Below are 20823 nucleotides of genomic sequence, written 5' to 3'. Positions count from 1 at the left end.
CACGAACTGTCGACTGGCGACGCGGCACCCGACAGTTCGTGACCACTCGAGCGCCGGCGCGCGGTGAGTCGTGACCACTCCGGTTCCCGCGCCCCCTCCGCACCGTGCCGGCCTCGCACCGTTCGTGCGCCCCTCGCACCGTGCGAGGGGCGCACGAACGGTGCGAGGTTGCGCACTCCGTGCGGGCTCGCTCGCCTCGCACGGAGTGGGCAACCTCGCACCGGACGACGCCTCGACACCGGGCCGGCATCGACAAGCGCGCATCGGGGTTGTACAGTTGCGGACGTGTCTGAAGTTGCAAAGTACAACTTTGCGCCGACCCCCGCTGTCGACGCCCCGTCCCCGAGCACGACGACGACGTCGCACGCGCACCACTCCCCCACCCACAAGTCCCCACGAGCCCCGAAGCCGCAGCGGTCCGACAGCGTCCTGCGCCCCGCCGGCCTCGGTCGCGTGCTGCGGACATTCGCCTCGCACATCCTCGTGCCGCTGTTCCTGGCCGCCGGCATGGGCCTGGCCTACCTCGGCGCCTTCCACGCCCCGGCCCCGCAGGAACTGCCCGTCGGCATCGTCGGCCAGGGCGCGGCCACCCAGGTGTTCGCCCAGACCGTGACCGACCAGTCCGACGGCGCCCTCGTGGCCCATGTCGTCGCCTCGACGAAGGCGGCCGAGCAGCAGGTGCGCGACCGCGACCTCGCCGCCGTGTACGCGCCGACGGCGACGGGTGCCACGCTCTACGTCTCGACCGCCGCGTCGGAGACCACCGCGAGCGCCGCGCAGAAGGTGTTCCTGCCGATCGCCTACGACCAGCACGTGCCGTTCCGGGTCGTCGACGTCGTGCCCACGGGCGACCAGGACACCACCGGCCAGGGGCTGTTCTTCCTGCTCGTGGCCCTGAGCGTCGGCGGGTACGCGTCCGCGATCGCCGTGGCCTCGGTCGCGACGAAGCTCCGTGCCGTGTGGACCGCGGTCATCGGGCTCGCCACCGCGGGGGTCGTCGCCGGCATCGGCGTGATCGTCGCCGGACCGATCTACGGCGTCATCACCACCCACCACTGGCAGGTGTTCCTGTTCGCCTGGCTCTACGACTCGATCATCGTCGCACTCGGCGTCGGGCTGCACCCCGTGCTCGGACGGTGGACCACCCCGATCCTCACGATGCTCTTCGTGATGCTGAACTTCACGTCGTCCGGCGGGATCTTCCAGCCGGCGTTCCAGCCCGGCTTCTTCGCCGCCCTGCACACCTTCTGGAGCGGTGCCGCGTGGCTGCAGGCCGCTCAGGACCTGCAGTACTTCCCGGACGCGTCGCTCGGCCGGTCGTCGCTCGTGCTCGCCCTCTGGCTGGCCGCCGCGCTCCTGCTCTGCGTCGTCGTGCACGGGCTCGTCGCCCGCCGGACCCGCATCGCCCGGGAGCGCGAGGTCACCCGGCTCGAGGAAGAGGAGGTCGTCGCCGCGTAGCGACGGTAGGTTGGGCGACGTGGACCTCAGCGCCGACCTGGACTTCGCCCGCTCCCTCGCCGACACCGCCGACGCGATCAGCCTCGAGCGCTTCCGTGCCGCCGACCTGCACGTGACGAAGAAGGCCGACAGCACGCACGTCACCGACGCGGACCAGGCCGTCGAACGGGCCCTGCGCGAGCGACTCGCCGCCGAGCGACCGGACGACGCGTTCCTCGGTGAGGAGACGACGGCGGACACCGGGGCCGAGGCCGTCAGCGAAGGACACCGCCAGTGGGTGGTCGACCCGATCGACGGCACCGCCAACTACCTGCGCGGCGTGCCGGTGTGGGCGACCCTCATCGCGCTCGCGGTCGACGGCCGCCCGGTGCTCGGCGTCGTCAGCGCTCCCGCCCTCGGCAAGCGCTGGTGGGCGGCCGAGGGTTCCGGCGCGTTCTCGCTGGACGGACCGCTCCGGGTCTCCGGGGTGTCCGAGCTCGCCGATGTGAGCCTGAGCTACAACAGCATCCAGCAGTGGGACGACGACGACCGCCTCGAGCCGCTCGTCGACCTGTCGCGCCGGGTCTGGCGCACCCGGGCCTACGGCGACATGTGGTCGTACATGATGGTGGCCGAGGGCGTCCTCGACGTCGCCGGCGAACCGGACCTGAAGCCGTGGGACATCGCGGCCCTCGTCCCGATCGTCGAAGAGGCCGGCGGCCGCTTCACCTCGCTCGACGGCGATCCCGGGCCGTGGCACGGCAGCGCGCTCGCCTCGAATGGCCTGGTGCACGACGCCGTGGTCGAGGTCATCCGCCGCGACTCCTAGGCACGGTCGGCGGGCAGGTCAGCCCCGCTCGGTGGACCCCGGCGCCTCGGTCCGCTCGGCGGATCCGTTCGCCCCGGTGCGCTCGGACCCCGCGGCCGCGCCAGCGTGCTCGGAGTCCCCGTCCGACCGCCGCGCCGCCCGCCGACGCGTCACCAGGTCCGCACCGGCCAGCACGAGCGCCAGCGCCATCAGCGACACCGTGAACGTCGTGCCGCTGCGGAACGCGTCGTGGTACGCATCAAGACGGCTTCCGGACCCGCCAGATCCCGACCCCGCCGCCTCGCTCCGCACGATCCCGTAGAAGATGCTCGTCGCGACCGCGGTGCCGATCGCGGTACCGACACGCTGCCCGAGCTGCTGCATCGACCCCGCCACCCCGGACTGCTCGACGGGGATCTCGGCCAGGGTCAGGGTCTGGTTCGGCGACACCACGAACCCGCCACCGAGTCCGCCCACCAGGAACGCGCCCGCCATCGCCCACGGGGTGACCTCCGGCGGGGTGGCGACGGCGGCGACCATGAGCAGCAGGAAGCCGACGACGACCATCCCGAGCCCGGCGACGACCAGCGCCCGCCCGACCCGGTCGACGATCCGTCCGCCGATGTACGAGCCGACGGCACTCGTCGCGGCGAAGGGGATGCTCACCATGCCCGCGAACAGGGGCGAGAGCCCGAGGCCCTCCTGCAGGTACAGCGTCACCATGAGGAACGACGCCGGCAGCGCCGCGAAGTAGACCGCCACGATCGACAGACCGTTGCGGTACGACGACAGCCGGAAGAGCTCGAAGTGCACCACGGGCGACTTGCCCTGCCGCTTGAACCGCTGCTCCCAGAGCACGAACAGCACGAGGAACACCGCGAAGCCGACGAGCCAGAACCAGCGGGTGGCGGAACCACCGCCGCCGCTGGTCAGCACGAACGGCAGCATCAGGGTGATGATCGCCGCACCGAGCAGCAGGATGCCGACGACGTCCAGTTCACGGTCCTGCGCTTTCCCCTGGGCACCCTTCGGCAGCAGGCGGACGGCGAAGAGCAGTGCGGCGATCCCGAGGGGCACGTTCATCCAGAACAGCAGCCGCCAGCCGGACTCCTCGCCGCCGATCGCGATGAGGCCACCGCCGATGGTCGGCCCGAGGGCGGTGGAGATGCCGATCATCGCCCCGAACAGCCCGAACGCGCGACCCCGCTCCGGTCCGCGGAACAGCTGCTGCACCAGTCCGATGACCTGGGGCATCTGGATCCCGGCGGCGAAGCCCTGCAGGATCCGCGTGACGATCAGGACCTCGATGTTCGGTGCGACGGCGCACAGCAGGCTCGATCCGGTGAACGCACTGAGCCCCACGATGAACATGACGCGCCGGCTCTTCAGGTCCCCGAGCCGACCCGCGGGCACCAGGGCGAGGCCGAACGCCAGCGCGTACCCCGCCACGATGAGCTGGAGCGACGAGCTGGTGGCTCCGAGGGACTGCTCGATCGAGGGCAGCCCGACGTTCACCTTGGACAGGTCGAGGATCGTCAGGGCCGCCACCGCGACGCACACGGCGAAGGCGCGCCACCGGGTGCGGTCATCGAGGCGGGCGTCGGTCGGTTCAGCGTTGGACATCCCGTCCTGGCTACACCTGCGACGACGAACGAGGTCCGGACAGAGCTGTACCCCGGTTCCGTCAGACGGACCCGGATCGGGGTGCAGAGGGCGGGTGCCACACCCCCCCTCGTGGCCCCCCGTACTGGGGGCACCGTTCTGGACATCTGCGAGCCGGAGTCCGCTCGGCGGGCCGGTACCTGAGTTATCGTGCTCCAGACGGCAGGTCACGTGACGCTCTCGGATTCCCTAGATCCGGACGGCGGAACAGACCGGTCGTGTTCGTCCGAAGACCCTAACCCGAGGGGTGATACAGACGATGACATCATCGTTCCCGAGCGGAACCGAGTGCACCCACACTCGTCGACCGCATCCAATCCACGACAGTTCCGGCGCGCGCTCAGTCGCCGCCGCTCGTCCGCACTCCGCCACGGTCACCCGCCGTGCAGCAGTCCGGTCCGCCTCCGTGCGCCCCGTCGCAGCGACCCCCGTGTTCGCCGACGCCCTCCTCGCAGCATCCGCCTCCGGACCCGGAGGCCGGTGAGTCATGGCACTCACCGGTCGACGTCTCGAGGTCGACCGGATCGCGACCCTCGCAGTGCTCCCACGGGAGTCCGCGATGGTCGTGGTCGGCGACCCTGGTTCCGGACGCAGCAGCGTCCTCGACGCGGTCTCGAACCGCGTTTCCCTCCCCGTCGTCCGGGTCGGTGTCAACGGGAGTGAATCCCGCTGGCCGCTGGCCGGGGTGACCTCCCTGTTCACCGCGCTCGACGACCCTCGAGCGACCGCACACATCGCCCACCTGCTGCAGGCAGGCGGGACTGCGGCCGCCGTGACGGCCGGGCTGGCGGCGGCGCACGACTTCCTCGACGCCGTGCACGCCCTGACCCTCCCGCCGACGCTCGTCCTGATCGACGACCTCGACCGGATGGACTCGGAGAGCCAGGAACTCATCGCGTTCCTCGCCGGACGACTCGCGGGCACCGCCCTGCGTGTCGTGGCGACGGTCCGCTCGGTGCCGTCGGACGGGCCGCTCGCGGCCCTGCCGACCCTGCGCATCGAACCACTGCCCTCGGACGAGGCCCTGGTCCTCGCCCGGGCCATGGCACCCGCCGAGGCGAACGACGGCGTCCTCGCCGTCCTCGCCGAGGAGACCGGTGGCAACCCCGGCGCGCTCCGCGAACAGCTCGCGGTGCTCACCCGGGAGCAGCTCACCGGCGCGGAGCCGATCGTGCTCCCGCTCCGACCCACTCCGACGACCGAGGCCATCGCGGCACTCGCACTCGGGCCCGCCGCGGGACGCGATCTGGACGTCCTCGCGAAGCTCGCCCTGGTGCCCGTCGCGAAGACCACGGCGTGGGACCGGGACGAGCTGGACGACCTGGTCGGGGCCGGTCTCGCGACCGTCCGCGGGCAGAGCGTCACCGTCCGGCACCCGCTCGTGCGTTCCGCGCTCTACTGGCGGATGCCCGCCCGTGACCGTCGCGCGGCACACGCCGAGCTGGCCACGGCGAGCGCGGAGAACGACCCGCGGTCGGCCGCGTGGCATCGGAGCTTCGTCGACGACGTCCCCGACGTGGTCGCGCTGCTCCGGGCCGCACGGTCGTACGTCGTGGACGGCAACGTGCACGCCGCGATCGCACTGACCGAACGTGCCCTGCACATCGGTGGCGGGACCGAGGACGAGCACGTCGCGCTCCTCGGGGTCGCGGAGGCCATGCTCGGCAAGCGCCTGCTCGGCTTCGCCGCGCGGTACCTCGCGGCGCTCCGTCCGTTCCGGACGACGCCGAACGAGGTCCGCCGGCTCCGGCTGCAGTACTCGGCCGAGTACCTCAGCGGTGACGCCGTGCACGCGGACGAGCTGCTCGTCCCCGTCGACGCGACCGACCCGGCCGAGGTGGACGCCGTCGCCGGGCTGATGGCCATGGTGGCCTGCTTCCGTGCCGAGGCGTGGGAGCTCGACCAGGCCAAGGACCTGCTGCACCGGATCGAACCGCTCGAGGGGTCGGCGTCCGCGCACACCCTCGAGATCGCGACGACCGCGCGGGAGCTCATCGCCGCCGTGGACGGCGTGCTGCCGCCCGACACCGAGCTGCACGACGGGCTCGCGACGTCGGAGCTCGTGGCGATGTCCGACCCGGCCCTGCTGCTCCTCGCCCACGCGCTGAGCATCGGCGAGCGCTACCGGAGCGCGCGACGGGTGTTCGCACTCGTGCTCGCCCGGGGGCAGGAGACCGCGGCGGTGTGGACCGAGGCGGCCCGCTACCTGACGTCCGAGAACGAGGTGCGCTCCGGCAACTTCCGGCAGGCGCTCCGCGCGATCGACGTGTGGGAGTCCGGTTCGTCCGTCGCCGAGCGGTTGCGTGAGCCCTCCCGGGCGATCGCCGTCGCGTGGCGGCACTTCGCCGAGGGCCGTTCGGCCGAGGCGCTCGACGTCGTGGACCGGTGCCTCGAGCACCGTTCGACGAGTCGGCTCTGGGGTGCGACGGCGAAGCTGCACGCGCTCCGCGGCAAGGTCCTGCTGCTCGACGGTCGACTCGACGAGGCAGCCACCGCGCTCGAGGCCGCCGACGCCATCGGTCGGTCGCTCCGGAACCCCGCGGTGCTCCGGCACCTCGGCGACCTGGTCGAGGCGTACGTGCGCCTCGGACGGATCGACGACGCGCGGACGATCACGGCCCGCCTGGCGGCGGACCACCACGCCCGTCCGGGGCGCTGGGGTGCCCTGGTGCTGGCGCGGAGCCTCGCGCTCGTCGCCGACGACACCACCCGCGAGCCGGCCCGGCGCCGTGCGCTGGAACTGTTCCAGCCGCACGACTCGCAGTACGAGCGGGCTCGCACGTTCGCGGCGCTGGCCGCCGTCGGCAACCCGGCGGAACGGCCGCGTCTCGGAGCGGCGGCCGCAGCGGCGTACGAGGCGGCCGGCCTGCGTCGACCGCTCGTGACCCCGGCGCCGGCTGCGGCGATGCCGCAGTTCGGCACGGGCTCGTCGTCGATCCGGTCCGCACCGGTGCTCTCGCCGGCGTTCCCCGGGACGCCGCGCAGCGCCCCCGACGCGTCGGCGGTGCTCACGTCGCTGACCGCCGAGGAGCGCGCGGTGGTGCAGAAGGTCACCGAGGGCTACCGCAACCGCGAGATCGCCTCGTCGCTGTTCATGTCGCAGCGCACGGTGGAGCTGCGGCTCACGCAGATCTACCGCAAGGTCGGCGCGCGGTCGCGATCGCACCTGGTCGCGCTCCTCACGTAGGAGACGCACCACAGGACGGACGGGAGGCCCGGTACCAGCTGGTACCGGGCCTCCCGTCTGCGCGCGCTTGCGGGAGTCCGCACGCGACCGCAGCGCGGTGTGCCCCCGCACGCGGGGAACCGCAAGAGCGTCCGACGGGTGTTGCCGTGTGGTCGGCGGCGGGTGAGGCTTCTCCTGCACCGACCGCCGTGCCCCTCCCCCGGGGGCCAGCCCGCGGTACCTGAGTCCGGTACCCGAACCCCTCGGCCCAACGACACCGACGTCCGTCCTCGCCTGATCCGAGGACGGGCGTCGGTTCCCGGGCCGGGAGGCCCCGGACGCGCGGCAGACCCGACGGCGGTCGGTGCCGCACCAGTTCCACCTCCCCGTTCCACCCACTCTCGTTCCCCCGAAGGGACAGCCGATGTGCGGCATCATCGCGGCCCGCGTGTCTGACGACGCGACCCCCTACCTGCTCGACGGACTCGAACGACTCGAGTACCGCGGGTACGACTCCGCAGGCATCGCCGTCCGGACGGCCGTCGGCCGCACCGAGACGATCCGCTCGGTCTCCCGCGTCGGCGACCTGCGCACGCTCGTCGCTGCACGCTCCGGTGACGCGCTCACCGGCGTCGGCATCGGTCACACCCGCTGGGCCACGCACGGTGCCGTGCGCGAGGCGAACGCACACCCGCACGCCGACTGCACCGGCCGTATCTCGATCGTGCACAACGGCATCGTCGAGAACGCGGACCGGCTGCGCCAGACGCTCGAGGCGCAGGGCCACCGCTTCCGGTCCGACGTCGACTCCGAGGTCATCGCGCACCTGGTCGAGCGCGCCCTGGCGGTCGACCCGGACCTGATGCTCGCGGTGCAGATCGCGACGGCGCAGCTCGAGGGCTCGTGGGCGATCGTGGTCCTGGACGCCCGGGACGGCCGCATGGTCGTGGCGGCGGACCGTTCGCCGCTCGTCGTCGCCCGCTCCGGCCGCGGCGACTTCGTGGCGAGCGACATCGGCGCGATCGCCGAGTGGTGCGAGACGTTCGTGGCGCTGCGCGACGGCGACGTCGTCGAGCTCGGTGAGGCCTGGACCTGGTCGTCCGACGGCATCACGGTGCCCGTGCCGTTCCCCACGCCGTCCCCGTTCGCCGCCGCAGCACTCGACCTCGGCGACCACACCGACCACATGGCGAAGGAGATCGACGAGCAGGCCGACGTCGTCGCGACGATCCTGGACCGGGTGACCCGCCGCACCGCCGACGGCAGCATGTGGGTGGGCCTCGGCCTGGCCGGCTTCCACCGGCTGGCGATCGTCGCCTGCGGCACGTCGCTGAACGCAGGCCAGGTGATCGCGACCGCACTGCGTGGGATCGGAGGGGTGCCGACCGACATCGTCGTCGCGAGCGAGGCCGACCAGGCCGTGCTCGGTCCGGGAACCCTGGTCGTCGCGATCAGCCAGTCCGGTGAGACCGCGGACGTGCTCCGCGCCCTGGACCGGTTCGAGGACCGCCACCCGGTGCTCGCGCTGACGAACAACATGCACTCCTCGCTCGCTCGACGGGCCGACGCCGTGCTCGACTGCCACGCCGGCCCGGAGATCGGGGTCGCCGCCACGAAGACGTTCACGGCGCAGGTCGTCGTCGGGGTCGCGGCGATGATCTCCGCGATGGTCGCCTCCGGCCGCATCGAACCGTCCCGCGCGCAGGTGCTCGTCGACGAACTGCTCGACCTGCCGGCCCGGATCGAGCACGCCGCGCGGGTGTCCGCCGAGCGGATGCCGCTGCTGGTGTCGAGCGTCAAGGAGGCGACCGGCTTCCTGTTCCTCGGCCGCGGTGCCGGACTGCCGTACGCCGCCGAGGGCGCCCTGAAGCTCAAGGAGCTCAGCTACCGCTGGGCCGAGGCCTACCCCGCCGGCGAACTCAAGCACGGGCCGCTCGCGCTGGTGGACGACGGCACCCCGGTGGTCGTCATCGACCACGGTGAGCCGAAGATCCAGTCGGCGATCGCCGAGGTCCGCGCACGCGGTGGCTTCGTCATCACGATCGGCGGCGAGTCGGCGGACATCCCCGCGCTCGGCCGCCGTGGCACCGGCGACCTGGCCTGGGGCGCGATGACCGCGCCGTGGGGTCCGCTCGAGGCCGTCGTGCCGCTGCAGATGCTGGCCCGCGAACTCGCCCTGCAGCTCGGGTGCGACGTCGACAAACCCCGGAACCTGGCGAAGTCGGTGACGGTCGAATAGCCGGGCGCCGACGCGTGAACCGCCTGACGGTCTTCCTCGCCGTCCTCACCGCCCTGGCGATCGCCGGCACCGTGGTCCTGGTCACGGTGGTGCTGACGACGCCCGGGCTCTCCTGACCGGATCCCGCAGGGTCTTCCTGGGCGGGGCTGCGATGCTGGTCACTTGACCACCGCAGCCCCGCCCCTCGTCTTCGTCGCGCTCCTCGTCGGCGCCGTCCTGCCGTTCGTGCCGTTCGTCGGCCGCGTGGCCCGCATCGCCGCGACCATCGCGCACGAGGTCGGGCACGCGATCGTCGTCGTGCCGTTCGGCGGGCGGATCCAGCGGATCGAGCTGCACCCGGACGGGTCCGGCGAGGCCTGGGTCCAGCTCGGCCGGGTGCCCGGAGGCATCCGGTGGCTCGTCCGGATCCTGAACCTGTACGCCGGGTACAGCGCACCCCTGTGGGCGGGCGTGCTCCTGGTGACGGGGGTGCTGCACGGCTCCCGCTGGCTGCCCGTGGTGGTGCTCGCGGTCATCGGGCTCGTCGCGCTGGCGTTCGTCCGGAACTGGTTCGGCCTGCTCGTCGTGCTCGGCTTCGACGCGCTCGCCCTGTGGGTGGCCGTCCGCCCGTCCGAGGCGACCGTCCTGGTGGTCGCCGCCGTCGGGGCGTTCTTCGTCGTCGACGGCCTGCGCTCGGTGGTGCAGGTCGGCCGCTGGCTGGTCACCGGCGCCCGGGTGCAGACCGACTTCCACATCGCCGCGGCCGAGATGCGGGTGCCGGCGTCCCTGTGGTTCGTGCTGTTCGTCGCTGTGAACGCCGTCGCCGTGTGGCTGGCGCGCGAGCCGCTGCTCCAGGTCTGGGACACCGTCGTCGCCGGGGTCCGCGCGCTCGTCTGAGGCTGCGCTCGCGTAACCGGGGGCCGCAATCGCCTGTCCGCGCCGAGCGGCTGCGAGGCTACCGCCAGACGACCCCCGGAGGTGTCCCATGGCGACCGACGACCACGGCTTCGCGACCGAGCAGGTACACGGCGGCTTCGTGCCCGACGCCGGGCACGGCGCCCGGGTCCCCGCGATCCACATGTCCTCCGGGTTCCTGTTCGACGACTTCGACCAGGCCCGCGACCGCTTCGCCGACACCGACGACGGCTACACCTACACGCGTCTCGGCAACCCCACGAACGCCGACGTCGAGCGTCGCGTGGCGCTGCTCGAACGCGGTGTCCAGGCGATCCTGGTCGGCAGCGGTCAGGCGGCGGCGACCGTGGCGTTCCTCGGCCTGCTGCAGGCCGGCGACCACGTCGTCAGCGCCCGGAGCATCTACGAGGGCACCCGCGGGCTGCTGCTGCAGAACCTCGGCCGGCTCGGCATCGAGGTCGACTTCGTCACCGATGCCCGCGACCTCGACGCCTGGGCCGCCGCGGTCCGACCGAACACGAAGGCGTTCTTCGCCGAGACGATCCCGAACCCGAAGAACGACGTCCTCGACATCACCGGCGTCGCCGAGACCGCGCACCGCGCCGGCGTCCCGCTGATCGTCGACAACACCCTCGCCACGCCGTACCTGGTGCGCCCGGTCGAGCACGGTGCGGACATCGTCGTGCACTCGGCGTCGAAGTTCCTGTCCGGGCACGGTGCCGGACTCGGCGGCGTGGTCGTCGACGGCGGCCGGTTCGACTGGTCCGCGGCCCCCGAGCGCTGGACCCACCTGACCAGCCCCGAACGGTCCCTCGGCGGCGAGAGCTACGTCGAGCGGTACGGCAACCGGGCCTTCGCCGTGTTCGCCCGCGACGTCGTCGCCGCACGCATCGGCCCGGCGCCGTCCCCGTTCAACGCGTTCCTGCTCCGCCAGGGCATCGAGACGCTGTCACTGCGGGTGGAACGCCACTGCGCGAACGCGCTGGCCGTCGCGTCCTGGCTGGACCAGCAGCCGGAGGTGACGAGCGTCGACCACGCGGGCCTGGCCTCCAGTCCGTTCCACGACCTCGCCCAGCGCTACCTGCCCCGCGGGGCCGGGTCCGTCTTCGCCTTCACGCTCGCCGGTGGCGAAGCCGCCGCGCGGGCGTTCATCGACGCCGTGCAGCTGTTCAGCCGGATGACCCACCTGGGCGACGTCCGCTCGCTGATCCTGCACCCGGCGACCACCACGCACGCCGGCCGCACGCCGGAGGAGCGAGCCGAGCAGGGCATCGACGACGGCCTGATCCGGCTGTCGGTCGGCATCGAGGACGTCGCGGACCTGCTCCGCGACCTGGAACGCGGGCTCGCGGCGGTCCGGTCCGCAGATGCCGCCGCCGGCCTGGAGGCACGTGGAGCGTCCGACGCGCAGCGCACGGCCGCCGGTGGGCCGTCCCTCGACCGGCAGGAGCGCTGAATGGCCGAGCTGCAGCACTTCGGGTACTTCTTCTCACGCGGCTTCGGCCCGCAGGCGTGGGGACGGTCCGACTGGGACTGGGGCCACGACTGGACGAAGCCGGAGCTGTACCAGCAGTCCGTCCGGACGCTCGAGCAGGCCGGCATGGACCTGGTCATCGCCGAGGACGCCGTCTCGCTCGGCTCCCCCGCCACCCTCGACCTGCGCATCCGGCAGGCGTACGGCGGCCCGAAGCACGACCCGCTGCTGCTCGCCCCGTACCTGTTCGCCGCGACCTCGCACATCGGCATCGCGCCGACCGTCAACGCGGGCATCACCCCGCCGTACCTGGCGGCACGGCAGTTCGCGACCCTGGCGCACCTGTCCTCGGACCGTCTCGGCATCAACGTCGTCACCGACGTCGGCAGCGCGCGCCACGCCGGCCTGCCGCCGCTGCCGCACGACCAGGCGTACGACCGCGCCGAGGAGTGGATCACGCTGCTCCGCCGGCTCTGGCACTCGTGGGGCGACGCGTACGTCGGCGCACCGGACTCGTGGCACTTCGCGGACGGCGACGCGCTCGACGCGTTCCACCACGAGGGCGCCCACTTCACCGCCGACGGTCCGCTCAACGCGCTGCCGCTGGCGTCGGACCCCGTGGTCGTCTCACCCGGTGGCTCGGGCCGAGGGCTCGCGTTCGCCGGCACCCACTCGGACGTGCAGCTCGCACTCGCGCCGCTGTCCGCCGTCGCGGTGACGGAGTACCGAGCCCGGGTGATCGCGGCAGCCGAGGCCGCAGGGCGGTCCACCGCGGACCTGCGGATCCTGTTCGTGCTGAAGCCCGTGATCGTGTCCTCACCGGAAGAGGCCGACCGCATCGTCGCGGCGTCCGAGCACCCCTCCGACGACGCGCTGCGTGCGGCGGCGATCGCGTGGTCGAGCGACTCCGAGACCGACCTGCTCGCGCTCGACCTGGATGCCCCGGTGCCCGACGGGACCTTCGGTGAGCACGTCTCGGCCGGCACGATCCGCGGGCTGCTCGGGGACACCCTGGACGCACCGCTGCGGGAGCTGCTCACCCGCAAGGCGCGGCAGGGGCGGATCGCGTCACGCTCGGGGTTCGTGGGGACCGCCGACGAGTTCGCGGACTTCATCGAGGAGCTCGGCAGCGACGCCGACAACGACGGGATCATCTTCTCGGGCGACCTGCACCCGGCGCAGATCCACCGGATGTTCGGCGACCTGGTGCCCGTGCTCCGGCGCCGTGGGCTCCTGCGACGGGAGTACGGCGCCGGAGGGATCCGGGCGAACCTGTTCGACTTCTAGCGGGAGCGGCTGCGAGCTACTTCTTCTTCTTGGACTTCTTCTTCGCGTCGTCGTCCTTCTTCGACTTCTTCTTGCCGTCGTCGTCCTTCTTCGACTTCTTCTTCGCGTCGTCGTCCTTCTTGGACTTCTTCTTCGCGTCGTCGTCCTTCTTCGACTTCTTCTTGCCGTCGTCGTCCTTCTTCGACTTCGCCTTGCTCGCACCCGTCGGCAGCGGCAGGACGGCCGACACGGCCCCCGGCTCCGCCTGCGAGGCGTCGGCGTCGTCGGACGCAGCCTCGGTCTCCGGCGACTCCACCCCGTCGATCGGCTCGACGACCACGGCCGAGCCGGTGTCCAGCTCGACGTCGACCGCGTGCTCCTCGAGCACCGGTGCCAGGGCGTCGGCGACCCGCTCCACCGCCAGGACCGCGTCCGCCTCGGCGAGTCGGAGCAGCGCCTGCGCGGTCCGGACCCGGGTGGTCGTCTTGCGCTCGAGGACGTCGGACCGTGCCCCCTCGAGGAACGTGCGCAGGGCGCGTTCCACGGCGGAGCGTCCGCGCGGGGCAGCGCGGTCGAGCCGATCGAGTTCCCCGGCGACCCCGGAGACGTCGTCGGCGACGTGCTCGTGGCGGACCGACTCGATGAGCGCGGCGATGGCTGCGGCGGCACGTTCGACCCCGGCGGAGCGCTGGTCGAGCACGACGAGCATCTCGACTACCGAGCCGTAGGTGACGGTCTCGAGGCGAACCGGCTCCGCGCCGCGGCCGCGAACGACCAGACGGGTGTCGGGGTTCGGCAGCCATGCGGCGAGAGCGGCGACCGTGGCGACGGAGCCCACGATCCGCTCGTACTCGCTGAGCACCACTCGTTCTTGCTCCCGCAGACGGACACGGATCGCGATCTCCTGCACCACGTGCTGACCTCTCGTTCGGGTTCGACGCGAGCGTGTTCTGCGCGCCTGCTCCGGAGCGTAGTCCTCGGACGTGGCGGAACAGCGAACGCCCCGGCACTGTCCAGGGGACGGTGTCGGGGCGTTCAGGTGGCGCAGCGTGACAGCGGTCGTCGTTCGGCGAATGGTGGAGATGGGGGGAATCGAACCCCCGTCCATCGCTGCAATTCGACGTCTTCTACGGGCGTATCCGGATAGTTCGTTCTGCTCGGCCCCGTCCTTTGCTACCGGCTTCTAGGACGACGGGCCCAGTCTCAGTGCAAGTCCCGCACGGCCCTGAGGCGCAACCGTGCAGCAAGTCCTCTGGATGACGTCGGGATCAGGTTAGAAGACGGTCACCTGGCCGACGGACTTCATGTGCTGGGCTGCTTACGCAGCGAGAGCGAAGTCAGTGCGCTTGGAATTGGCACTTGTTGTTTTCCACGGATCGTTTACGAGATAACCGTGGGTCCTCGGCCCGCTTCCCGTCGGCACACAGGCAATGTCGAAACCGATCATCCCCATGCGGGCCGGACGTGCGAGCCGCTGTCACGCTGTTGAGTTGCCAATGCCCCTGTCGGAGCAGTCCCTCAGTCTAGCCGAGGAGGTGCGTCGGCGCTACTCTCCGACGCGGTTCCGGGTGCGCATGGCCCGCTCGGCCTCACGCTTGTCGGTCTTCTCGCGCAGGGCCTGGCGCTTGTCGAACTCGCGCTTGCCCTTCGCGACGGCGATCTCGATCTTGGCCCGACCGTCGTGGAAGTAGATCTGCAGCGGCACGAGGGTGTAGCCGCCCTGCGCCGTCTTGTGCGAGATCTTCACGATCTGCTGCTTGTGCAGGAGCAGCTTGCGCTTCCGCCGCGGCGAGTGGTTGTTCCAGGTGCCCTCGGTGTACTCCGGGATGTGCACGGCGTCGATCCACGCTTCGCCACCGTCGATGTAGGCGTACCCGTCGACCAGGGACGCGCGCCCCATCCGCAGGGACTTCACCTCGGTGCCGGACAGGACCATGCCCGCTTCGTACGTGTCCTCGATGAGGTAGTCGTGCCGGGCGCGACGGTTCGTCGCGACGATCTTCTCCCCGCGTTCCTTCGCCATGACGACTCCTCTCGATGGTGACCGGTGCAGTGCGCTGCGTGGGTGGTTCCGCGCAGCCCTACAGACTACTCAACACGAAGCGGGCGGCGCACCTTCCCGGCGCGCCGCCCGCTCGCGGATGCTGTGCTCGTCAGACCTTCAGGTACCGGCGGATGGCGATCGACGCCGACGCCGCGGCGAGGAGCACCCCGATCACGATCACCGCGGGGACCACGATGGCCGCGTCCCCCATGCCGATGAACGCCGTGCCGGTGAAGCGCTCCGCCAGGAAGTTCCGGACGAAGAACCAGACCACGGCGGTGATGGCGCCACCGGCGAGGACGGCTCCGATGGCGGCGGCGATCACCCCCTCTAGCACGAACGGTGTCTGGATGAACCGGTTCGACGCACCGACGAGCCGCATGATGCCGAGCTCTCGCCGTCGACTGAACGCCGACAGGCGGATCGTCGTCGCGATGAGCAGCACCGCGGCCACGAGCATGAGCGCCGCGATGCCGATCGCCGTGTACGACGACGCGTTGAGCAGGTTGAAGATCGGCTGCAGGTACCCGCGTTGATCGACGACGCTCTGCACGCCTGCGACCTTCGACAGGCTCTCGACCAGGACGTCTGCCTGCGACGGGTTCTTCAGGTTCACCCAGAAGGTCTCGTTCAGGTACTCCGGCTTGACGAACTCCGTCGCGGCCGAGTCCTTGAACTGCTCCTTGAACCGGGTGAAGGCCTGGTCCTGGTTCTCGTAGTAGGTCTTCTCGATGTACGGCTTGAGCGTCGACGAGTCGAGCTGCGCCTGGACCTGCTCGCGCTGGTCGGCGGTGGCCTTCGCGCCGGTGCAGTTGCCCGTGGTGTCGGTGTCGGTACACAGGTAGACGGCGACCTGCGCCCGGTCGTACCAGTACCCCTTCATCTGGTTGATCTGCATCTGGAGCAGGATCGCCGTGCCGACGAAGGTCAGGGAGATGAAGGTCACGAGGACGACGGAGACGACCATCGACGCATTGCGCCGCAGGCCCGAGCCGACCTCGGACATGACGAGCCCGAGCCTCATCGGATGAGCCCCGGGATCGTCTGGATGCCGGTGGTGTTGGACACGGTGCCTCGCTGGATCGGGACGGCCTGGGTCTGGTAGCCGCCGGACTGTTCGTCGCGCAGGACGGTGCCGTTCGAGAGCTCGATGACCCGACGCTGCATCTGGTTCACGATGCTGGCGTCGTGCGTCGCCATCAGCACGGTGGTGCCTCCCTGGTTGATGCGTTCGAGGAGCGCCATGATGCCGGCGGACGTCGTGGGGTCCAGGTTTCCGGTGGGCTCGTCGGCCAGCAGGATCGCCGGCTTGTTCACGACGGCGCGGGCGATGGCCACACGCTGCTGCTCACCACCGGAGAGTTCGTGCGGCATGCGAGTGGCCTTGCCGGCGAGCCCGACGAGCTTCAGCACGTCGGTCACGGCCTCGCTGATGAAGCCCTTGCTCTTGCCGATGACCTGCAGCGAGAACGCGACGTTGTCGAACACGTTCTTGTTCGGCAGCAGACGGAAGTCCTGGAACACCACGCCGAGGTTGCGGCGGAAGTACGGGACCTTCCGCGATGCCAGGGACCCGAGGCGCTGCCCGAGCACGTGGATCTGCCCGCTGGTGGGCTTCTCTTCCTTGAGCACGAGGCGCAGGAAGCTGGACTTGCCGGAACCGGACGCGCCCACGAGGAACACGAACTCACCCTTGAGGATCTCGAGGGTGAGGTTGTCGAGCGCCGGACTCGGGTTGCCCGAGTAGACCTTGGTGACCTGGTCGAATTTGATCATGACCGGATCAGGGTAGGTCGCCCCGCTTGGAAAGCAAGCGAGGCGCGCGGCTCAGGAACCCCTACTCGGCAGCGGATTGCTTGCGCCAGCGGATGCCCGCGTTGATGAAGCCGTCCAGATCGCCGTCGAACACGGCTGAGGGGTTGTTCACCTCGTGCTCCGTCCGGAGGTCCTTGACCATCTGGTACGGCGCCAGGACGTAGGAGCGGATCTGGTCGCCCCAGCTCGCCGTGATGTTGCCGGCGAGTTCCTTCTTCTTCGCGTTCTCCTCTTCCTTCTTCAGGAGGAGCAGGCGCGACTGCAGCACGCGCATGGCGGCCGCACGGTTCTGGATCTGCGACTTCTCGTTCTGCATCGAGACGACGGTGCCGGTCGGGATGTGCGTCAGGCGCACCGCGGAGTCGGTCGTGTTGACGGACTGGCCGCCGGGGCCCGACGAGCGGAACACGTCGACGCGGATGTCGTTCTCGGGGATGTCGATGACGGCGGTCTCCGGCATGAGCGGGATGACCTCGACCGCGGCGAAGGAGGTCTGGCGCTTGCCGGCGGCACCGAACGGCGACATCCGCACCAGGCGGTGGGTGCCGGCCTCGACCGACAGTGTGCCGAACGCGTGCGGGGCGTCGATCTCGAACGTCGCGGACTTGATGCCCGCTTCTTCGGCGTACGAGGTGTCCATCACGGTGGTCTTGTAGTTGTGCTGCTCGGCGTACCGGAGGTACATGCGGAGGAGCATCTCGGCGAAGTCCGCCGCGTCGACACCACCCGCACCGGCGCGGATCGTGATGACCGCGGGACGGTCGTCGTACTCGCCGTCGAGGAGCGTCTGCACCTCGAAGTCGCCGATCATCTTCTGGATCGCCTTGAGCTCGGCGAGGGCTTCGTCGGCGGACTCCTGGTCGTCGCCCTCGTTGGCCATCTCGACCAGCACCTCGAGGTCGTCGATGCGCTGCTCGGTGTCGGTGATCTTCTTCAGCTCCGACTGGCGGTGCGAGAGCGCGCTCGTCACCTGCTGCGCGTGGTCGACGTCGTCCCAGAGGTCCTGGGCCCCGGCCTGCTCGCTGAGGTCGGCGATCTCACGCTGCAGGCGGTCGACGTCGACCACCGAGCGGATGTTGCCGAAGGTCTCGCGAAGGGCGGAGAGCTGCTCGGTGAAGTCCAGTTCGACCATGGTCATCGATCCTACCGGCGCGAGTCCGACTCGGCCGACCGGGAGGCCCGGTGCGGGTCCGCCTCGCTGGTCGCGGTCTTCCTCCGAACGCCTCGCACCCCCGCCCCGGCCCCGTCATCCGGGTCTCCGGTGCGACCTGGCGATCGCGTACCGTCGCAGCCGCACGCCACCGCGGCGCTCGGTCGACAGCAGGACGGCGTCGTAGTGCTCCAACACTCCGATGGAGCCGTCGTTGTCGTCACGGCAGACGGCGATCACCGGGTCGATCCCGACGCGCGATGCGTGCGCGAGCACCTGGCCCAGCGCCCAGGTCGCCACGCCTCGGCCCCTCGCCGAGGGGCGGATCCCGTACCCGACGTGGCCGAACCGCTGCACGCCGGCCGCGTCTCCCGGCGCCCGGAGTGCGATCCCGCCCAGGACGCGGCCGTCCTCGACGATCCACCAGAGGGCCCCGGGTCTGGCGTGCAGTCGGCCGACCCAGGTGCGGAACCCGTCCTCGTCGCCGACGTCGTCGTGCGCGGTGATCCCGAATCCGTCCTCGTGCACACCCGGCCCCCACTCGGCATGCGCTTCGGCCCACGCCTCGTACAACGCCGTCTGCGGTCTCACCAACTCGAGCATGTCCAAGTATCACAACGAAGCGGGTCGGTGGCGATCCCCTCCTGCGGATCCGACGCCAGTCGCTTCCGGGGTCGCGCGCGCGACCCGCACCGACCGTGACCCGTAGAGTCGAGAGACTCTCGACGTCAGGACCCGAACGATGACCAGCCCCGCAACCGACCCAGCCGGAGCCGAGCGTTGGGCAGCCGCCGCCCGGCTCGCCGACGGCCAGAGTGACGACGGGCTCCGCCGTCGCCGGACGCGCGTCTTCGTGTGGGCGGGGGCACTCGTCCTGGTGTCGTGGGCGGTCGGGGTGGTCCTGGCACTGGTGCTGGTGCCGGCCACCGGGAGCAACCACGCGAGTGGCCGCGATGGCCTGCAGCTGCTCGTCCAGCTCCTGCTGTTGCTGCTCGGGCTGGTCGTCGGCATCGTCGGTTTCGTGTGGGCGTTCCGCTCCGGTCACTACGTCACTCGCTGGCGATCGGTGAGCAGCCCGCTCTCCCGCGCGGAGCAGCGGTCGGTGCGGCGTCAGATCGCCGGCAAGGAGCCGATCGACGACGAGCACGCGGACATCGTCGTCGCGGTGGCCCTGCAGAACCGTCGAGCCACGCTCGGGATCCTGCCGATCGTCGGCGCCGTGATGCTGTTCGCCGCCTCGACGGCGGTGAGCACGGACAGTCTGCCCATCAAGCTGATCGAGCTCGTCGCGTCGTTCGCGGTGGTGCTCGGGCTCGTGCAACTGGCCGTGCAGTACCGACGAGCCGGGCGGTTCCTCTCGGAGCGCCCCGTCAGCTGACGTCGTCCGGCTGGCCGTCCGCACCGCTCGACCGTTGGCGACGTCGGTTCCTCAGGACCAGCAGGAGACCGACCAACGACGCGGCGCTCCCGAGGAACACCCCCGCTCCGACCCACGTCGTGACGGACGTGCTGTGTCCGAAGAGCGCGTTGATGAGCATGCCGAGTCCGACGGCCACGCCGGTGAGCAACACCGCGCAGGTCGGTTCGAGCCACGGAGGCGACAGGATCGACCGTCGGGCGACCGGGAGGCCGCGGTCCAGTCGAGCACGCGCAGCTCGCTCGCGGTCCTGTATCGCGATCCCGATCGTCGGTCCCCAGAAGGCCACCGTGGCCTGGCTGCCGCCGGGATCGACCACGATCAGGATCGCCATCGTCGCAACCGCACCGCTGAGGTACCACCAGGGGAAGACCCGACGGATCGGGACGGCCCAGCGGCTGTCCCCCCGGGTGCCGTTCCGCGGGTGGTGCTCGCCGCCACTCGTGACCACGGTCAGTGCTCCCGGCGCAGATCGGCGCTGCCCTGTGGGCTCGGAGTGGTCACGGGCTCAGGCTACCGGCGGACGTCCGTCCATCTCGCCGCTCCCGGTGACTGCTTCCGCAGTGCCGTCACGTACCCGAGACCGCGCAACCGCCAGTGCCTGCTCAGCCGACGCGAGGAGCACCGGATCACTAGCCCGTCACGGTCGTCCCTTGCGGAACGGAAACCGGAACGACCGTCGCCGAGCCGCCACGGGCCGAAGCCCTTCTGCCAATCGCGTCAGCTCCACACGCAGGTCCGCATCAACGGTCGGCACCCCGACACCCGGGTGCCGAGGGAACGGGTTGCCCTCGATCCCGAGCACCGTCAGTGCGGCGTGCGCGTGCCCGGATGCCGACTCCGGGTCGCCCAGCCGGCTCGCAACGCGGGCGCGCGCAGTCAGGTACCGGACGACGCGGTCGCGGAAGAACGCCGTCCTCCGGATCGAGTCCTCGGCGCCGGCGACCAGTGCGTCCGCCTCGGCGAGCGACGAGGGATCGCCGAGCTGCAGGAGCACCTCGGCCAGGAGGACCTCCGACATGCCGGTGGTGAACGAGTCGGAGCCGCACTCGGCGATCCGCCGGAGGACGCTCCAGTACTCGTCAGCGGCGTCACGCAGACGTCCCGACAACGCCAGCGACATCGCGAGCACCTCCCCGCCGCCGTTCACGCGCGCCTGCGACCCGCCGACGGCCTCGATCTCCGCCATGAACCGGACGAGCAGCCCCCGACCGACCTCGCGGACGCCCTCGTCTTCGGCGCCCTGCAGGGCGAGGGTCACCCCCTGGATGCGGATGTACTCGAGCCTGGACGATCTCGCACGTGCGAGCTTCGCTTCGAACGCCGCAGCGATCTCGTCGTCCCACTCGGTCGAGCGGTACCAGTTGTCGTCCCGCGGCGGTCGGACTCGCGCTGGACGGCGGACGTCCCCTGCGTCGTGTACGTCGTCCGGCCTCGGCACCACGAGCAGC

17 protein-coding genes and 1 other RNA gene are annotated in these 20823 nt (G+C 71.1%); 8 read left to right on the top strand and 10 right to left on the bottom strand.

Going from position 1 to position 20823, the window contains the following annotated elements; genetic code table 11:
- Positions 1 to 285: 285 nt before the first annotated feature.
- Positions 286 to 1458, top strand: a complete 1173-nt coding sequence (locus DEI98_RS10345; protein WP_146243490.1) for a hypothetical protein — start codon at positions 286 to 288, stop codon at positions 1456 to 1458.
- Positions 1459 to 1477: 19 nt separating this feature from the next.
- Complete coding sequence (locus DEI98_RS10340) at positions 1478 to 2266, top strand: inositol monophosphatase family protein (protein WP_084741405.1); 789 nt, start codon at positions 1478 to 1480, stop codon at positions 2264 to 2266.
- An 18-nt stretch (positions 2267 to 2284) separates the two neighbouring features.
- On the opposite strand, the gene DEI98_RS10335 is transcribed toward DEI98_RS10340, so the two are convergent.
- A complete protein-coding gene (locus tag DEI98_RS10335; protein WP_258370628.1) occupies positions 2285 to 3868 on the bottom strand; it encodes an MFS transporter in 1584 nt (527 codons plus the stop codon).
- 526 nt (positions 3869 to 4394) lie between these two features.
- Here DEI98_RS10335 and DEI98_RS10330 point away from each other — a divergent pair.
- The 5 genes from DEI98_RS10330 to DEI98_RS10310 all read left to right on the top strand — a co-directional run bounded on the left by DEI98_RS10330 (position 4395) and on the right by DEI98_RS10310 (position 12967).
- Positions 4395 to 7094 (top strand): LuxR family transcriptional regulator, encoded by a 2700-nt coding sequence (locus tag DEI98_RS10330; protein WP_110864002.1) that lies wholly within the window; start codon positions 4395 to 4397, stop codon positions 7092 to 7094.
- Positions 7095 to 7497: 403 nt separating this feature from the next.
- Positions 7498 to 9312, top strand: a complete 1815-nt coding sequence (glmS, locus tag DEI98_RS10325; RefSeq protein WP_071406356.1) for a glutamine--fructose-6-phosphate transaminase (isomerizing) — start codon at positions 7498 to 7500, stop codon at positions 9310 to 9312.
- A gap of 162 nt (positions 9313 to 9474) precedes the next feature.
- The gene (locus tag DEI98_RS10320) at positions 9475 to 10188 is read left to right on the top strand and encodes a M50 family metallopeptidase (protein ID WP_181433267.1); all 714 of its coding nucleotides are present in this window, start codon (positions 9475 to 9477) and stop codon (positions 10186 to 10188) included.
- Positions 10189 to 10276: 88 nt separating this feature from the next.
- Positions 10277 to 11662 (top strand): O-acetylhomoserine aminocarboxypropyltransferase/cysteine synthase family protein, encoded by a 1386-nt coding sequence (locus DEI98_RS10315; RefSeq protein WP_111100682.1) that lies wholly within the window; start codon positions 10277 to 10279, stop codon positions 11660 to 11662.
- Positions 11663 to 12967, top strand: a complete 1305-nt coding sequence (locus DEI98_RS10310) for an LLM class flavin-dependent oxidoreductase (protein ID WP_111100681.1) — start codon at positions 11663 to 11665, stop codon at positions 12965 to 12967.
- 16 nt (positions 12968 to 12983) lie between these two features.
- On the opposite strand, the gene DEI98_RS10305 is transcribed toward DEI98_RS10310, so the two are convergent.
- The 7 genes from DEI98_RS10305 to DEI98_RS10275 all read right to left on the bottom strand — a co-directional run bounded on the left by DEI98_RS10305 (position 12984) and on the right by DEI98_RS10275 (position 18546).
- Positions 12984 to 13859, bottom strand: a complete 876-nt coding sequence (locus DEI98_RS10305; protein ID WP_111100680.1) for a hypothetical protein — start codon at positions 13857 to 13859, stop codon at positions 12984 to 12986.
- A 161-nt stretch (positions 13860 to 14020) separates the two neighbouring features.
- Positions 14021 to 14397: a transfer-messenger RNA gene (ssrA, locus tag DEI98_RS10300) on the bottom strand.
- A 95-nt stretch (positions 14398 to 14492) separates the two neighbouring features.
- Positions 14493 to 14969 carry an SsrA-binding protein SmpB gene (gene smpB, locus DEI98_RS10295; protein ID WP_027465851.1) on the bottom strand — a complete coding sequence of 159 codons (477 nt, stop codon included), beginning with the start codon at positions 14967 to 14969 and terminating at the stop codon, positions 14493 to 14495.
- A gap of 130 nt (positions 14970 to 15099) precedes the next feature.
- Positions 15100 to 16014 carry a permease-like cell division protein FtsX gene (gene ftsX, locus DEI98_RS10290; protein ID WP_027465852.1) on the bottom strand — a complete coding sequence of 305 codons (915 nt, stop codon included), beginning with the start codon at positions 16012 to 16014 and terminating at the stop codon, positions 15100 to 15102.
- Entirely contained in the window at positions 16011 to 16766 is a 756-nt protein-coding gene (gene ftsE / locus DEI98_RS10285; RefSeq protein WP_017888215.1) for a cell division ATP-binding protein FtsE, read from the bottom strand. Before ftsE ends, ftsX begins: the two co-directional genes overlap by 4 nt.
- A 61-nt stretch (positions 16767 to 16827) precedes the next feature.
- Positions 16828 to 17937 carry a peptide chain release factor 2 gene (gene prfB / locus DEI98_RS10280; RefSeq protein WP_110863996.1) on the bottom strand — a complete coding sequence of 370 codons (1110 nt, stop codon included), beginning with the start codon at positions 17935 to 17937 and terminating at the stop codon, positions 16828 to 16830.
- Between the two features lie 114 nt (positions 17938 to 18051).
- Positions 18052 to 18546 (bottom strand): GNAT family N-acetyltransferase, encoded by a 495-nt coding sequence (locus DEI98_RS10275; protein WP_214564971.1) that lies wholly within the window; start codon positions 18544 to 18546, stop codon positions 18052 to 18054.
- A 151-nt stretch (positions 18547 to 18697) separates the two neighbouring features.
- On the opposite strand from DEI98_RS10275, the gene DEI98_RS10270 reads away from it, so the two are divergent.
- Positions 18698 to 19333, top strand: a complete 636-nt coding sequence (locus DEI98_RS10270; protein WP_111100679.1) for a hypothetical protein — start codon at positions 18698 to 18700, stop codon at positions 19331 to 19333.
- On the opposite strand, the gene DEI98_RS10265 is transcribed toward DEI98_RS10270, so the two are convergent.
- Positions 19326 to 19823, bottom strand: coding sequence for a hypothetical protein (locus DEI98_RS10265; RefSeq protein WP_111100678.1), 498 nt, complete (start codon positions 19821 to 19823; stop codon positions 19326 to 19328). The two genes, DEI98_RS10270 and DEI98_RS10265, sit on opposite strands and share 8 nt — an antisense overlap.
- Positions 19824 to 20012: 189 nt before the next feature.
- Entirely contained in the window at positions 20013 to 20816 is an 804-nt protein-coding gene (locus DEI98_RS10260) for a hypothetical protein (protein ID WP_146243488.1), read from the bottom strand.
- Positions 20817 to 20823: the final 7 nt, after the last annotated feature.

The organism is Curtobacterium sp. MCLR17_034, assembly GCF_003234485.1.
GTDB classification, from domain to species: Bacteria; Actinomycetota; Actinomycetes; order Actinomycetales; family Microbacteriaceae; genus Curtobacterium; species Curtobacterium flaccumfaciens.
This window is presented reverse-complemented; position numbering and strand designations above follow the sequence as displayed.